Annotated in this window: 16 protein-coding genes and 2 pseudogenes; 5 read left to right on the top strand and 13 right to left on the bottom strand. The window is 63.0% G+C overall.

The features are described 5' to 3' along the window. The first annotated feature begins 30 nt into the window (after positions 1–30). Both D769_RS27550 and D769_RS27545 read left to right on the top strand, forming a co-directional pair. Positions 31–1,254: an MFS transporter gene (locus D769_RS27550; protein WP_008651622.1), complete on the top strand. Its 1,224-nt coding sequence runs from the start codon at positions 31–33 to the stop codon at positions 1,252–1,254. A 133-nt stretch (positions 1,255–1,387) separates the two neighbouring features. Continuing rightward, on the top strand, positions 1,388–1,714 hold the full coding sequence (locus D769_RS27545) for an EthD family reductase (protein ID WP_008651620.1): 327 nt from the start codon (positions 1,388–1,390) through the stop codon (positions 1,712–1,714). A gap of 327 nt (positions 1,715–2,041) precedes the next feature. On the opposite strand, the gene D769_RS27540 is transcribed toward D769_RS27545, so the two are convergent. The 9 genes from D769_RS27540 to D769_RS27500 form a co-directional block, all read right to left on the bottom strand. Continuing rightward, a complete protein-coding gene (locus tag D769_RS27540; RefSeq protein WP_008651617.1) occupies positions 2,042–3,109 on the bottom strand; it encodes a LacI family DNA-binding transcriptional regulator in 1,068 nt (355 codons plus the stop codon). Between the two features lie 56 nt (positions 3,110–3,165). Continuing rightward, positions 3,166–4,113 (bottom strand): tripartite tricarboxylate transporter substrate binding protein, encoded by a 948-nt coding sequence (locus D769_RS27535; RefSeq protein ID WP_241227913.1) that lies wholly within the window; start codon positions 4,111–4,113, stop codon positions 3,166–3,168. Between the two features lie 123 nt (positions 4,114–4,236). Continuing rightward, positions 4,237–5,352, bottom strand: coding sequence for a porin (locus D769_RS27530; protein WP_008651615.1), 1,116 nt, complete (start codon positions 5,350–5,352; stop codon positions 4,237–4,239). Between the two features lie 111 nt (positions 5,353–5,463). After that, positions 5,464–5,814, bottom strand: a complete 351-nt coding sequence (locus D769_RS27525; RefSeq protein ID WP_008651613.1) for a cupin domain-containing protein — start codon at positions 5,812–5,814, stop codon at positions 5,464–5,466. Next, positions 5,811–6,788 (bottom strand): zinc-binding alcohol dehydrogenase family protein, encoded by a 978-nt coding sequence (locus D769_RS27520; protein WP_008651611.1) that lies wholly within the window; start codon positions 6,786–6,788, stop codon positions 5,811–5,813. The genes D769_RS27525 and D769_RS27520 overlap by 4 nt, the downstream gene beginning before the upstream one ends. Before the next feature lie 26 nt (positions 6,789–6,814). Continuing rightward, complete coding sequence (locus tag D769_RS27515) at positions 6,815–7,723, bottom strand: 3-keto-5-aminohexanoate cleavage protein (protein ID WP_008651610.1); 909 nt, start codon at positions 7,721–7,723, stop codon at positions 6,815–6,817. Between the two features lie 28 nt (positions 7,724–7,751). Next, positions 7,752–8,501, bottom strand: a complete 750-nt coding sequence (locus tag D769_RS27510; protein ID WP_040011300.1) for an SDR family oxidoreductase — start codon at positions 8,499–8,501, stop codon at positions 7,752–7,754. Positions 8,502–8,568: 67 nt separating this feature from the next. Then, positions 8,569–9,507 carry an intradiol ring-cleavage dioxygenase gene (locus D769_RS27505; protein ID WP_008651607.1) on the bottom strand — a complete coding sequence of 313 codons (939 nt, stop codon included), beginning with the start codon at positions 9,505–9,507 and terminating at the stop codon, positions 8,569–8,571. A gap of 220 nt (positions 9,508–9,727) precedes the next feature. After that, entirely contained in the window at positions 9,728–10,294 is a 567-nt protein-coding gene (locus D769_RS27500) for an antibiotic biosynthesis monooxygenase (protein WP_008651605.1), read from the bottom strand. Between the two features lie 280 nt (positions 10,295–10,574). Here D769_RS27500 and D769_RS27495 point away from each other — a divergent pair, with 280 nt between their 5' ends. Next, positions 10,575–11,273: a hydrolase gene (locus D769_RS27495; protein ID WP_008651604.1), complete on the top strand. Its 699-nt coding sequence runs from the start codon at positions 10,575–10,577 to the stop codon at positions 11,271–11,273. A 206-nt stretch (positions 11,274–11,479) separates the two neighbouring features. On the opposite strand, the pseudogene D769_RS27485 reads toward D769_RS27495, so the two are convergent. Further along, positions 11,480–11,938, bottom strand: a pseudogene (locus tag D769_RS27485) (LuxR C-terminal-related transcriptional regulator); the annotation flags it as partial. Between D769_RS27485 and D769_RS27480 the strand changes: the two are divergent. Further along, a pseudogene (locus tag D769_RS27480) lies at positions 11,930–12,553 on the top strand (hydrolase); the annotation flags it as partial. The pseudogenes D769_RS27485 and D769_RS27480 overlap by 9 nt on opposite strands. A 145-nt stretch (positions 12,554–12,698) precedes the next feature. Continuing rightward, positions 12,699–13,352: a DsbA family oxidoreductase gene (locus tag D769_RS27475; protein ID WP_008651595.1), complete on the top strand. Its 654-nt coding sequence runs from the start codon at positions 12,699–12,701 to the stop codon at positions 13,350–13,352. Positions 13,353–13,410: 58 nt separating this feature from the next. On the opposite strand, the gene D769_RS27470 is transcribed toward D769_RS27475, so the two are convergent. Genes D769_RS27470 through D769_RS27460 form a run of 3 tightly spaced genes read right to left on the bottom strand, consistent with a single transcriptional unit; the run spans position 13,411 to position 15,391 of the window. Beyond that, the gene (locus tag D769_RS27470) at positions 13,411–14,010 is read right to left on the bottom strand and encodes a TMEM175 family protein (protein ID WP_008651592.1); all 600 of its coding nucleotides are present in this window, start codon (positions 14,008–14,010) and stop codon (positions 13,411–13,413) included. 8 nt (positions 14,011–14,018) lie between these two features. Next, a complete protein-coding gene (locus D769_RS27465) occupies positions 14,019–14,732 on the bottom strand; it encodes a YoaK family protein (protein WP_008651591.1) in 714 nt (237 codons plus the stop codon). Positions 14,733–14,779: 47 nt separating this feature from the next. Then, a complete protein-coding gene (locus D769_RS27460) occupies positions 14,780–15,391 on the bottom strand; it encodes a hydrolase (protein WP_241227911.1) in 612 nt (203 codons plus the stop codon). Between the last annotated feature and the right edge of the window lie 38 nt (positions 15,392–15,429).

The following is a 15,429-nucleotide window of genomic DNA, read 5'->3' as shown; positions in this document are numbered from 1 at the left end:
TTTCCCGATTTTCCTGACATGGAACGACGCATGAATCCCGGATTTTCCAAGGCCGCTCCGCAAGCGGCCTCCAGTGAACCCGCCTGGGGCGCGGTCTTCGCAATGGCGCTTGGCGTGTTCGGCCTCGTAACGGCCGAATTCCTGCCCGCAAGCCTGCTCACACCAATGGCCGACAGCCTCGGCGTGACCGAAGGTGTCGCCGGGCAGACGGTGACGGCCACCGCAACGGTCGCGCTCGTCGCGAGCCTGCTGACCGCCGCCGCGACGCGTACGATCGACCGACGGCGCGTGCTGCTCGCGTTTTCGATACTATTGGTCGCATCGAATCTCGCGGTTGCGTTTGCGACCAACCTCACGACGATTCTGATTGGCCGCGTTGTGCTCGGCATAGCGCTCGGAGGCTTCTGGACGATGGCAACGGCCACTGCGATGCGACTCGTGCCTGCTGCGATGGTACCGCGCGCGCTGTCGATCATCTTCAGCGGCGTGGCCGTCGCGACGATCGCCGCTGCCCCGCTCGGCAGCTACTTCGGCCACCTGATCGGCTGGCGCAACGTGTTCCTGTTAGCCGCCGCGCTTGGCGGCGTCGCGTTTCTGTCGCAGGTCGCGACGCTGCCGTCGATGCCGCCGAGCGGAACGACGCGCCTGCGCACGTTGATCGACGTGCTGCGCCGGCCGACCGTCGGTCTCGGAATATTCGCGACGACGCTCGTGTTCACCGGACATTTTGCGTTCTTCACGTACCTGCGGCCGTTCCTCGAACAGGTCGCGGGCGTTGGAGTAAACGGGCTGTCAGCGATCCTGCTCGGCTACGGGGTCGCGAACTTCCTCGGCACGTCGCTCGCCGGCCGCGTGCTTGAACACCGGCTGCGGCCAATGCTGATCGCAATGCCCGCACTGATGGTCGTGCTCGGCATCGGGCTCGTAGTGCTCGGCCGCGCGCCGATGATCGATGCGGTGCTAGTCGCGCTTTGGGGGATGGCGTTCGGCGGCGTGCCGGTCGCATGGTCGACATGGGTCACGCGCACCGTTCCCGATGAAGCCGAGAGCGCGGGCGGCCTGATCGTCGCGGCCGTGCAGCTCGCGATCGCAACCGGTGCGGCGGCAGGGGGCGTCGTGTTTGATGCAAACGGCGCGACTGGTGTGTTCGCCGGGGCCGCCGTCGTGCTAGCCATCGCGGTTGCGACGATCGTGACGGGCGTACCGCAACGCGTGGAGACAGTATCCGCGCTGGTCGAGCGTAGACCGCATTAAATCTGTCACAGTGCGACAGTAGACGCCCCAACACGCCAGACGATTCCGGCCAAGCAACCATTGAACCACTCGCCATGCATGAACGGCGTTCTACCGTCCCAAATCGCAGTCAGTGCAAAGCAAGGAGAACCCCATGATCAAGGTCAACGTGATGTATCCGTACACCGAAGGCGCGCGCTTCGACCACACCTACTACCGCGACCGGCACATGCCGATGGTAAAGGCGAGGCTAGGCACTGCCTGCAACTACTACACCGTCGAAAAGGGCCTGGCTGGCGGAGCGCCAGGTGCGCCACCCGCCTTCGTAGCGATGTGCGCGTTTATCTGTGATTCCGTCGAAGGCTTCCAGGCCGCCATGCAGGAGCACGGCGCCGAGATCCTTGGCGACATCGCCAACTACACCGACATCGCGCCGGTGCTCCAGGTCAGCGAGATCGTCGTCGAACGGTCGGATCGTTGAATTCTCCGCAGCTTGCCTTCCAGCGGCGGCGCCGGCGCCCCACCCTGCGCTCGCGCGGCCGCCGCTGGCCATTGCCGCCGCCCGATGGGGCAGCAGCATAGCGATAAAAGCGAATCACAAAAGGCGTACCCGCGCCGACATCTGAAAATGCCTGGCCCTACGGCCTTTGAATCTTGGGTGGACAATAATTGCCGCCGCGGCAAAAGAGGGTTGCTTCGCAAGCATCCCCTCCCCGTTTGCCGTGGCGAGGATGACTTGATGATTCAGGATTCGGTGCAATTTAGCGGCAATTCGGACTGATGATGCGCCGATGCTGGCCGTAGCCGCCTAGCGCGGCACGGCCGTCGAGCCACGCACGACGAGTTCGGGCGTCAGCGAAACGGATACCACTGGCGCCTCGGGCTTGCCGATCTTCCTGAGCAGCAGCGTAGCGGCCTGCTCGCCCATCTCATGCACGGCAATGCGGATCGTCGTCAGCGGTGGGGTCAGCGCATCCACAAACGGCATGTCGTTGTGTCCGACAACCGATACGTCATCGGGACAGCGGATGCCGTGCTCGCGCAAATAGTCATAACAGCCCATCGCGACGAGGTCGTTGCCGGCCGCGATCGCCGTCAGGCCCGGCAGTGACTGGAACAGTTCGGCGCAGGCCTCACGGCCGGCCTCGCGCGAATAGCTGGCGGCCTCCACCACCGCGTAATCGTCGCGGCGCAGGCGATGGCGTTTGACCGCCTGCAGGAAACCTTCGCGGCGCTGCTGGCCGGTAGAAGTGGTCTCCGGTCCGGCGATATGACCGATGCGCCGATGACCGAGCTTCACCAGGTGATCGACAGTCAGCCGCATCGCCAGCAGGCCATCGCTGACCACGCACGACGCGCACCCCGTCGGCTCGCCCCGGTTGACCATCACCACTGGGATGGAAAGCTTCAGGCAGTAGTCGAGGATCGGGTCGTCGCGCTCGGCCGTGGCCAGCACCAGCCCTTCCACCTGCCGTCCCATCAACTGGTCGATAACGAACCGCTGGCGCGACTTGTCGGCGCCGGCATTGACGACGATCGGCACATAGCCGTCACGCGCCAGCACCGATTCGATACCAGCAAGGATCGGCGGGAACACCGGGTTGGCAATATCGGGCAGCACCACACCGACCAGTCCGGAGCGCTGCGTGCGCAGCCCGGCCGCGATCCGGTTCGGCCGGAAGCCGCGCTGCTCGGCCAACTGCAGGATGCGTGCGGCCACCTCGTCGGCCACCAGATGCCGCGTGGCCGGATTCATCACGCGCGAGACGGTGGAGTAGTGGACGTCAATCTCGGCAGCCAGGTCTTTGAGAGTCAGGCGTTTGCGCTCGGGCATGTTGGCAGCGGGCGGTGCGATTACGGGTTGGCGATGCGCCATTCTAGCGCCTGCGATCAGCACGCCCGTGCCCGCTTGCTGCCAGATGGCGGCGCCGCTTACTGCCCCGCCGTCACCCCCGACTGCCGCACCACTGGCGCGAGCTTGCCGATCTCCACCTGGATATAGCTGGCGAACGCCTGCGGTGTGCTGCGGCGGGGCTCGGCACCCTGTGCAGCCATCCGCTCGCGCACGTCTGGCGAAGCCAGCACCTTGCCGATCTCCGCGTTTAGCGCATCGACGATTTCCTTCGGGGTACCCGCCGGCGCCAGCAGGCCGAACCAGGAATCGAAGGCGTAGCCCGGCAGTCCGGCCTCCGCTACCGTCGGGATATCGGGCAGCACGCTCGTGCGCGCGGGCGTGGTCACTGCCAGCGCGCGCAGCTTGCCTTGCTTGACAAACGGCATGGCGGAAAGCGTCGGCGCGAACATCATGTCACCGCGCCCGGCCATGACATCGGTGAGTGCCTCGCCAGTGCCCTTGTACGGAATATGCACGATGTCGATCCCGGCCTGCATCTTGAACAACTCGCCGCTCAGGTGCGTGGAACTGCCCGATCCCGCCGAGTCGAAGTTCATCGCGCCCGGCCTGGCCTTCGCCGCCGTCACCAGATCACGCACCGACTTGTACGGACTCGCCGCGTTCACCACCAACACGTTCGGCACCGATGCCACCAGCGAAACCGGCGCGAAATCCTTGACCGTGTCATAGCCGAGCTTCGGATACAACGTCGCATTGATGGCGTGGCCCACCGAGACCAGGATGAGGGTGTACCCATCCGGCGCCGACCGGGCCACCGTGGTAGCGCCGAGCGTGCCGCCCGCGCCGGGCCGGTTGTCGACGACGATCTGATACGCGCCGCCTTCGCCCATCTTGGTGCTGATGATGCGCGCCAGTATGTCGGTGGCGCTGCCGGCCGAGAACGGCACGACCAGCCGGATCGGCTTGCTGGGATAGTGCGGCGGCGCTGCCGTCGCCATGGTCGATGCGATTGCAAGGGAAAGCATGGCGCCAAGCGCCTTGAAACGTCGAAGCATGATAGGTCTCCTCGCGATGCGGGTGCGGGTGCGGGTGCGGGTGCGGGTGCGGGTGCGTGTGCGTGTGCGTGTGCGTGTGCGGGTATTCGAACGTCAGAAGAAGTGGCGCATGCCGAGCGCCACCGTTTGCGGGTCGGCGCCAGCCTTGATGCCGAGCTGGTTGATTGCGAAGTCGTAGACCGCGTTCTTCTTGTTGTTGATGCGGCTGTAGTACGCGAACAACGCCGTGCGCTTCGACAGCGGATAGTCGTAGCCAACCGTGAACTGGATAGCTCCCGTCTCGGCGCCACTGCGGAAGTAGCCAATCGTGCTGGTCGACGACCCTGTCCCGTTCGCGGCATATGCAACGCCAGCGCGCACACTGCCGGTACCTACCTGCTGCACCAGCGACGCGTAATAGGCGTTGCGTTGCAGGTCACCCGTATCGGTGCGGTAGTGCAGGTGCTCGTAGATCGCCGCAAGGCGCGTCCCCTGGAACAACTGGTAAGCGATGCCGAATTTCAGCGCATCGTCGTTGCGGCCCGCGGCCTGATAGTGTTGGTGGATTTCGTAGGCGACGGTCGCGTTCAGCGGGCCACGTTCGTAGACGGCAGCCATCGAGTACAGCGCCGGATTGCGCGGCACGGTGAGCTTTTCCTCTGGCAGCCCCCAGCCGAGCGAAACACTGACGCCGGCCAGTGACGGCGAACGGTACTGCACGATGTTCTTCTGGCGCCGGTCGAACGAACTGGTGTCCTGCACGTTGTCCGAACTCGAGGTCGATCCGTTGCCGATCAGCGCCATGTAGCCGGCAGTGGTCGGGTAGTACGGGTCATAGCCCATCGTTGCCTCGGTGTAGGGCGTGGTCCAGTGTCCCATGAAGAACAGGCCATAGTCGCCCTGCAGGCCGACACGCGAATTGCGTCCCGCGATCTGTCCCTGCCCGGTATCGATCGACAGGTTGCTTTCGATCTGCCACACCGCCTTCAGCGATCCGCCCAGATCTTCCTCACCGCGGAAGCCGAACACCGAACGGTTATTGGTCTGGCGCACCACGCTGCCGAGCGACGTGCCATTCGTCGAGGTACTTGCGCTCGAATACTCGATGGCCGTGTTGAGCCGGCCATAGATCGTCACGTTGGTTTCCGCGCTGGCGTCGGCTACAAGGCCGGTCGCCATGACGACCAGTGGCATGACCTGGCGTCGGCGCAGGTGCAGTATCGGGGGCATCTTTTTGTCTCCAGTTTTTTTATGTTCTTCTGATGCCCGCCTCGGGCTGCGCAACCAGCAAACGTTTGCATTCCGGGGCGGACGAGGGCGTCAAGGGTCAACTGCTTATGGTTATGGATTGACAGCTTTCGGATAAGGCATGGCCAGCAGCAGCATCGCCGGGCGATTGCCAGGGTTGGACACCTGACGCCCTTCTCCCGGCGCCAGCCGCACCGAGTCGAACTGGCCCAGCGTGACGCTCTCCCCGGGCGTCCGGATGCATACCTCGCCTTCCAGCACCACGTAGTGCTTTTCCACGGGGGAGGCATCCATGGACGTGTGGCCGCCCGGGAGGATCACGGATACACCCATCCACAACGCCTCGGACGGCCCAGCTTCGTGCCCCTGCAAGCGCAGGCAATGCATGCCTTCGTGATTGGCCGGGAAGTAGGCCGGCGCCTGTGCGAACCGGGTGGTGTTCATGGCTTGAGCACCACGCGCTCGCTGGCGCCCTGCAGTACCGCGCGATACGCCTCGCGGGCATCCGCAAGTGCATACGTGTAGTCGTCGAGTACCGGGAATGGCTTCAACGCACCGGAGGCGAACATCGGGGCGAGCGCATCCAGGATGCTCGCGCATGCCTGGCTGTCCAGTGCGAGCGTATCGACGCCGACATACGTGTGTTGGCCGCGATAGAACGCGAAGATGTCGAACGGCACCGGCTTCTCGATCGTCGAGATGAAGATCTGCGTGGCGCCAATCGCCATGGCCAGATTCGCTTGCTCGAAGTACGGGCTGCCCACGGTGTTGTAGACGATGTCCGCACCATGGCCGCCGGTCTCGGTCCGGACCACCTCGGCAATGCTTTCGCGACTGGCATCGATCATGCGTACCGGCCCGCTTGCGTGACCGCGATACGGTTCGGCGCCACGCTCGACGGCGAAGACACGCGCGCCGAGCGCCGTGGCGATCTGGATCGTGGCCTGCCCCACCTTGCCATTTCCACCGCCGACCAGCACCACGCTGCCTGCCTTTGGCATGCCCGCGCGCCGCAAGCCCTCGTAGGCGGTGATGAACGGCACGCCCACCGCACCCGCTTCCAGCAGCGACAGCGTTGCCGGCTTGGCGCGCACCGATTGCGCGTTGACGCGCAGGTACTTGCCATGGGTGCCGTCGCGGCGGATGCCAAGCTCGCCGCCGCTGCCCCATACCTGCTGGCCGATAAGCGCGGCCGGTCCATCTATGACGATGCCTGCGTAGTCGCGCCCAGGTGTGCGCGGCCAAACCGCGTGGGGCATCAGACCGAGCGTCGCCTTCACGTCGCTCGGGTTCACCCCGGCGCTGGCCACTTCGATCACGCATTCGCCGTCGGCAGCCTCGGGGCGTGGCACGCCCAACAGGGTGAGATCGAGTTCGTCGATGTTCGCGGCTTTTCGTTTGACCTGAATAGTGTTCATGATGATTGACATGCAGTAGAGAGAAATCAGACTTCGCGCAGTCCGAGCGTGCGGCGCGCATCGGCGGATGAAGCGATGTCGCCACCGAGCGACTTCACGATGTCGCCACCGAGCGACTTCACGATGTCGCGCGCCTTGGCGACCAACGCGGCGTTGCTCGGCGCCAGCACGCCTTTTTCGAGATAGATGTTGTCTTCCAGGCCGACTCGGACGTGGCCACCCGCCAGCCAGGCCTGCGCGGCGATCGGGAACTCCGCGCGGCCGATGCCGAACGCCGACCAGTGCGCGCCCGGTGGCAGCATGTTGCGGGCGTAGAAGATCGTTTCCGGCGTGGGTGCGAAGCCATACTTCACGCCCAGCACGAAGGTCCACAGCCCCGGGCCTTCAAGCACGCCATCACGCATGAAGTCGAGCGCCATGTTCAGATCGCCAGAATCGAAGATCTCCAGTTCCGGCATCACGCCCGCGGCGCGAATCACCTCGGCCATCTTGCGGACGTTGCCCGGCGTGTTGATCACCACGTCGGCGCCCGAGTTCATCGTGTTGAGGTCGAGTGAGCACACGTCGGGACGCAATGCGGCGATGTGCTCGACGCGCTTGAGCGGATGCAGCAGCGTGGTGCCCGCCGCGGCCACGCGCGGCTCGTCCTCGTCGGGCACGAAGCGCCCGCCGGGGCCCGTAGTCAGGTTGATGATCAGCGCACGGTTGCGCGCGCGGATGCGGTCGATCACGTCGGCGTAGTAGTCGAGACGCATCGACGGTTTGCCCGTTTCCGGATCGCGTACATGGATGTGCGCGACGGCGGCGCCAGCCTCGGCCGCTTCGAGCGCGGCGTTGGCGATCTGTTCCGGTGTGATGGGCAGGCCGGGATGCTGGTCTGGCTTGACGATGTTGCCGGTCACCGCGCAGGTGATGATGGTCTTGCGTGCGTGCATGGATACGTTGAACTGAGAGGAAAAGGAATCAGCCGAGCTGGCGCCCGCCATCAACGACGATGGTCGTGCCCGTGGCAAAGCGAAGCGATGTGGCGCACGCGACGATGGCGTCGGCCACGTCCTGCGCCTGGCCGATCCGCCGCAGCGGTGTGGTCTTGGCCGCGCGTTCATTGAAGCTGCTATCGCGGCCCGGTACGAAGCCGGTATCCACTACGCCGGGCGAAACATTGAGCACGCGGATTGCAGGAGCGAGTGCACGGCCCAGCGACATTGCCATGACGTCGAGGCCCGCCTTGACCGCGCAGTACGCAACGTTGCTGCCTTGCCCGGTACGCCCCGCGATCGAGCCGACGTTGACGATCAGGCCGTCACCGTTCGCGCGCAGCAGTGGTGCGAACGCGCGAATCGCGGCGAACTGGCCGCGCCAGTTGACGGCAAACATTTCGTCGATCAACGTATCGTCGAGCGCATCGAGATCGGCATGCGGAATCGCACGTGTGAAGCCCGACGTGTTGACGAGGATGTCGACACGTCCGTAGTGATGCTGGACGTCGTCCGCAAGCAGCCGCAGCGTGGCGCTGTCGCCGACTTCGGCATGAGCAGCCAGATGATTGCCGGCCGGCAGCGTGGCGACGGCGCTCGCGGTGCGGTCCGCATCGCGTCCGGTCAGCACCACGCTGGCGCCGATCTCTGCCAACGCATGGCCTGTGGCGAGGCCAATGCCGCCGGTGCCACCGATGATCACGGCGACTTTGCCGGATAGGGAATGAATAGGCATGTTCGGTTGGATGAATGGAAGGTCGTGATAAACATTGCGACGGTGGAGCGACGGGTTCGTCGGTCCATCAATCGATCGGCGGACGCGGGAACGTCTGAACGCCCGGTTCCAGCGTGAAATCAAATGCGAGCGTGTAGAACGGCGCGGGTACGTCGCCCCACGGGCTGCGTCCCGCTTCCACCTGCTGAAAGCGGCCAACGAGCTGGCGATGCACGCCGAACGTGACATCGGTTTCGAGAATGTCGGAGTCGTCGGCAAACACCTGCGTCACCAGCGTGCGATAGCCCGCCGCGGCGACGATGAAATGGATATGCGCTGGGCGATACGGATGGCGGAACTGCGCGGCCAGCAGTTCGCCGACCGGGCCGTTGGTGGGTACCGGATAGCCGGCCGGACGCACGGTGCGGAAGTGATAGCCGCCTTCGGCATCGGTCTGGAACAGTCCGCGCAGATTGCGGTCCGGCTGGTTTGGGTCCTGATTGTCATAGAGCCCAACCGGCGACGCCTGCCAGACTTCGATCGTCGCGCCGCGCAATGGCGTGCCGTCGGTCGAGCGCACGGTGCCGCTGACAAACAGTGGCAGACCCGGTGCATCGTCCTGCACCACACAATCGCCACACTGGTAACGCGGTGCATTGGCGCGATAAAACGGCCCCAGCAGCGCGCCCGGAGTACGGCCACCCACTGTGCTGTTGTTCATCGTGGTCACCAGTGTCGACAGGCCCAGCACGTCGGCGGCGAGCACGACCTCATTGTTGGTGGCGTGCGTGGCGTGGCCGAGCGCGGCGATGAACTCGAGCCCTAACTCGAACTCCTCATCGGTCGGACGCACTTCGCGCAGGAATTCGTGCAGATGCCGCACCAGCGCCGCCATTACCGTGCGCAGGCGCGGATTCTCCGTTCCCTCCATTGCACGCCTGACAACGTCGGTTACCGACCATTCGTCGTCGATCAGGGCCAGGTCATCAATGGATTGCGGCGTCGATCGAGATTGCATCGTCTCCATGGTTTCTTCCTTCTTCTCATGTTTTTGCAAACGTTTGCATTATGGACATCGAATCGGGAAGATCAAGCAGAATTTTTCCTCCGCAAGGACCCGGAACGTCACAGCGCCCCGGAAAACTCAATCAAATCAACGGATACGGTGCGTGTCAGGCAAAACCCGTAGCCGGCCGATGGGAGACATCCTCCACTGAGCCGGAGCCACGCCTAAACCGTCGGCGCCCTCACTTGAACAGCCAGCGCGCCACAAGCCGGGTATAACGCGGCATCACCACGTAGACCATCAGGAACACGATTGCCGCCGAAACGACGGCCTTGTCGGCAAACGAGTCACGGGAGAAGCCGAGACGGGTGAGCATTGGCACCACCCCCAGCGGTACAACAATGCTGAGCGGCAAGATCGCGCTCCACGTGACAAGCCACTGCTTCCACGCGGTCGGCACCTTGACCGGTGCGTGCTTCGGCGTGAACCAGAAATCGAGACCGGTTCGGATCTCGTAGCGATCGCCCTGCCGCAGCGACGACTGCATCCGCGCAATATGCTGCCGGCGCTCATCGGATTCCATCCAGGCATTCAGGCTTTTGAAGTCAGCGAAACGGACGATCGTCGCGTATTCACGGCTCTTGCCGACCGGGCGGATCACATCGGTGCTCAGGTAGCCGGGAAACCTGGAGCAGGCGACACGGATGTCGGCGAGCCACGTCTCATACTGCCCGGCGGCGCCGGGCTCGACCTCGTGAACAATGATGCTGGTCACGATGTCCTGAGGGTTGAGGGTTGTCGTGTTCATCTCGCTCCCAATGGATAGAACTCAGTCGCTTTTGAAATGCGAGAGCGCGTCAGGGCTTCAGGACCGCGCATGGCATGCGGTTCGACTTCGCGCCCATGATTTCACCGCCCAATTCCAAAGATCAAAAAATTTGAATAACACTTACAATCCAGATCGGATGTTTGTGCGCTCGCCATCGCTATAGTTCTGCACATGGACAGCGCAACAACGCAACGAAGCGAAAGCGGCGCTGCCAGATCAAGAACTCAAATTCCTTGAATAAAACTTAGTGGAGAGCACCATGTCGAACGCCAAACTGGAAGTCCTGACCCCGCGCAACAGCCAGCTGATCATCATTGACCACCAGCCGCAAATGGCCTTCGGCGTCCAGTCGATGGACCGCCAGACCATGAAGAACAACGTTGTGGGCCTGGCCAAGGCTGCGAAGGTCTTCGACGTGCCGACCACCATCACCACCGTAGAAAGCGAGTCGTTCTCGGGCTACACCTACCCGGAACTGCTCGACGTATTCCCCGGCAAGCAAACCCTGGAACGCTCCTCGATGAACTCCTGGGACGACCAGAAAGTACGCGACGCGCTGGCCGCCAACGGCCGCAAGAAAGTAATCGTGGCCGGCCTGTGGACCGAGGTCTGCAACACCACCTTCGCGCTCTCCGCCATGCTTGAAGGCGACTACGAAATCTACATGGTGGCCGACGCCTCGGGCGGCACCACCAAGGAAGCGCATGACTACGCCATGCAGCGCATGATCCAGGCCGGCGTGGTACCGGTGACGTGGCAACAGGTTCTGCTGGAATGGCAGCGCGACTGGAAGAACCGCGAAACGTACGACGCGGTGATGGCCGTGGCCAAGGAACACTCAGGCGCCTACGGCATGGGCATCGACTACGCCTACACGATGGTTCACAAGGCCGCGCAACGCACGGCGACCCCGCACGCATCGATCGCGCCCGTGCACGCACCGGTGATCGAGCGCTGATGCATGCCCGCAGCCAGTCACCCCACGGAGCACACAAGATGAAATCAGATCGAAGCGTGGTCAACGGCGCCCTCCTGCTGGGATGCTGGCTGGCGGTCAGTACGTCAAGCGTGGCGGCCGCAACGCTGGTCGCCCGGACGCTGATCGCCTGAGCATGTCAATCGCGCGGGGGAACCCTCTCCCGCGCGCAACGTCCTGACAATCGGTCAGTGATTGGCCTTGCAGATGCCAAGCTGCTGCGCCAGCAATACCAGATCGGCAAACGTGCGCGCCCGCATCTTGCGCATCGCCTGCCCGCGGTGAATCTTGACGGTAACCTCGCTGATGCCGATCTCGCCCGCAATCTGCTTGTTCAGCAGTCCTGTCACGGCCAGTCCCATGACTTCGGATTCGCGTGGCGTGAGTGTGGCGTAGTTCGCCCGAATCTCATCAACCTTGCCAACCGCCTGGCGGCGCAAACGGTCTTTCTCCAGCGCGGCGGATACGGCGTCCAGCAAATCCTGGTCGCGAAACGGCTTGGCCATGAAGTCTTCGGCACCGGCCTTCATGGCCGCGACGCTCATGGCGATGTCTCCGTACCCAGTCATGAAGATGATCGGAATATGAATGCCCATCTGCCCCAGCCTGGCCTGCAGATCCAGTCCCCTCTGGCCACGCAGCCGCAGATGGCGTTCGGCATTCAGTCCATCGATCGTCAGACGCTGAAGAACAATGTGGTCGGCCTTGCCAAGGCCGCCAAGATCTTCAATATCCCGACCACCATCAGCACCGTGGAAAGCGAGTCGTTCTCGGGCTACACGTTTCCAGAGCTCCTTGACGTGTTCCCGAACGCGAAAACACTCGAGCGATCATCGATGAACTCCTGGGACGACCAGAAGGTGCGCGATGCGCTGAAGGCGGCCGGCCGCAAGAAGATCGTGGCTGCCGGGCTGTGGACCGAGGTGTGCATTACCACCTTCGCCCTGTGCGCCATGCAGGACGCCGGCTATGAGTTCTACGTGGTTGCGGATGCCTGTGGTGGCAATACCCGAGAAGCCCATGACTACGCGATGCAACGCATGATCCAGGCCGGCGTGGTGCCGGTGACATGGCAGCAGGTACTGCTCGAATGGCAGCGCGACTGGGCGCATCGCGACACCTACGATGCCGTGATGCAACTCGTGAAGGAGCACTCCGGCGCCTACGGCATGGGTGTGGACTACGCCTACACGATGGTCCATAAAGCCGCGCAACGGACCGCCACGCCGCACGAATCGCTCGCCCCCGTACCGGCACGCTGAAGGTGGACTGACACACGGCTGCCCTGTCGGCGGCCGTGCCTTGCATCGAACGCAACGCTGGGTTGCGCGGCGTCCCTATTCAGGAATCCGGACGCGTGCCTTACCTTTGTGTCATCGCCATTTCGTTTCAGGACTGGAGCGCTCCATGACACCGATAGACATCGTCATCACTTATGACTTCATTTGCCCCTGGTGCTGGATCGGGCATCAATCGCTGAAGGCCGGCATCGAGCAGGCTGGCATGGCTGGCCGATTCCGCTCGCAATACCAGCCTTACGAGCTCAACCCGGACATGCCGAAACCCAGCTCGGATCGCAAGGCATATCGCAGCCGCAAGTTTGGCAGCTGGGAGCGGTCCCAGGTGCTGGATGCGGAGGTTGCGGCGGCTGGGAAACGCGTGGGTCTTGCATTCAACTACGACCGGATACTGGTCACGCCGAATACACGCCTGGCACACCGCCTTATGCGCTACGTACAGGACCACGACGCCGCACGCGCGGATGACTTGTTCAGCGCAGTGATGGAAGCCTATTTCACACGCGGACAGGACATTGGTTCTCTGGACGTACTGGTAGACATCGCGGTTTCGATTGGCGTTGACGCAGCCAACGTGCGCGAGTATCTGGACGGCTCGACCGGAGAAGCCAGCGTCGTGACCCAGGAACTACAGGCCCAGTTGGATGGCATCCGTTCGGTGCCCACATACCGGGTCGGCAGCCAGCGCATCACCGGTGGTCAACCGCCCCAGCATTTCGCCCGCGTCCTGCAGGCTGCTGCCGGCGAAGTGGAGAACATATAGCCCCGGGGGGGCGCGAGGCTGGACTGCGGTTGACACAGACGGCGCGCTTCCCGGCCGCCTATGAATCCCTGCCGCCCTGCCCCAGAAGATAGCTCTCGATTCGCGAATCGGGCAGAAACCAGAATGCAGCCATCGCAATCAGAATGAGTGTTGCCGCGATGCTGCTGAAGAAACTCACCACGATCGCCAATGCGTAGACGACGAGCGACACCCTGCCCTTCCGATCCTTGCCAATGGCACCTGCGAGCATGGAGCCCTGTCCCTCCGATGCCATGATGACGCGCTGCAAAATCCAATAGGATACGGCGCACATGAACAGCACAAAGGCGTACAGCGCGGTTGGAATCTCCGAGAATTCCGACTTGCCAGTCCAGGTGGTGGTGATGGGAATCATCGTCAGCCAGAACAACAGATTGAGGTTCGCCCACATGACCTTCCCGTTGATACCACGCACCATCTGGAACAGGTGATGGTGATTGTTCCAGTAGATGCCGACATAGATAAAGCTGAGCACGTATCCAAAGAAGTGAGGCGCCTCTGCACGTACGCCAGTCCAGTTGAACTCCGCAGGAAGCTGAATCTGATAGAGCATCAGCGTCAAGCTCACGGAAATCACCCCATCGCTGAATGATTCCAGCCGACTCTTGTTGATGGTCATGGCAGTGCTCAAATGAACTGCTTGCGGAACGCAAGACTGGCCAGATACAAGATCGCCAGCGTGAAAGGCAGCACACTCCAGAAGCCGATGCGCATGTAAAGCACCGCGCCAAGGAACGCGCCCGCGACAAACCCGACGACGATGCTTCCGCTTTTCAGCACGGCGACCCCGTGTTCGCGGCTGAACGTGCGCACGAAGTTGGATAGATCGATGCCAAACTGCGTGGTGTTCCCCGTCATCATCGTGCTGGGGCTGATGTGCTTGATCAACGTCTTGCTCGCCGTGTTGCGGATTGCCAGAGCCATCAGACCCAGGCCACCCGTCAGTGCCAGCTCACCGGCGCCAGGATCAAGGAGCGGATCGAAGTACAGTCCCACCAGCATGAAGGCGGACAGGAACACCGCCTCCGCCACGAAAAGCCAGCCCAGGGTCTTGTGGGACTGGCTGCAGCGGTCGATCCACATCTTGGCCAGCATGACCGTGACGATGAATAGCGGAATGGCGCCCAGTTTCACCCACAGTCCCGTGCCCCCTTTCACAAGGGCCGCGCCTGCCAGCACCAGGTTGCCAGTCACATGGGCGGTGAAGAAACCGAGCAAGGCGATGAAGCCGATGGTGTCGATGGCGCCACCCACGATGGTGAGCAGCACTGCCGTGCGGCATTGCGCCCACAGGCTGGCTGCCGGGTTGTCGTGGGATTGCGAATCGCTGATGGCCGTCATGTCCGTTACGTCCTCCGAAGAGCATTGAGCACCTGCGTCAAGGACGCTCACGCCGGTTTGATCATGTCACGCGCATACGCCAGACCCGTGCCGTACCCACCACCATGCTCCACCACAATCGCGCGAGCCTTCTCATAGGTTTCGTGGCGGGTCCAATCCCGCTGGAATTCGAGCAGGAGTTGAAGCCAGGAGGTCATGACTGCGCCAGCGGCTGCCATCCGTCGCAACGCGAGGTCATGGCTTGTCGGGCTCAATCCACCACAGGCATCGGCCACGACGTAGACCTGATACCCCTCTGATAACGCGGAAAGAACCGGGAAGCTCACGCAGGCCTCCGTCAGCAAGCCCGCAATGATCAGCGTACGCTTTCCGGTCGCCGTGATCGCATTGCGCACCGCATCGTCTTCCCACAGATTCATGTTGCGCCGTTCGATCGGGGTGACGTCCTTCAGCACTTCCCGGAACGCTGGCATCAATGGGCCGCTGTACACCTTCGAGGCCGAGGTGGAAACCACAACCGGCAAGTCGAAGGCGACCGCCGTCTTGGCAACCGCAAGCCCGTTGCTGCGCAGAATCTGCGGGTCTTGAGACCCAGCAGCAAACGCTAGGCCCGCCTGCTCATCAACGAGGATCAGGGCGCAATCGGCAGGGTCGAGCAACGGTAGTTTGGACATGTGGATTCTCCTGTGTGTCTGGG

Source organism: Cupriavidus sp. HMR-1 (assembly GCF_000319775.1).
GTDB classification, from domain to species: Bacteria; Pseudomonadota; Gammaproteobacteria; order Burkholderiales; family Burkholderiaceae; genus Cupriavidus; species Cupriavidus metallidurans.
This window is presented reverse-complemented; position numbering and strand designations above follow the sequence as displayed.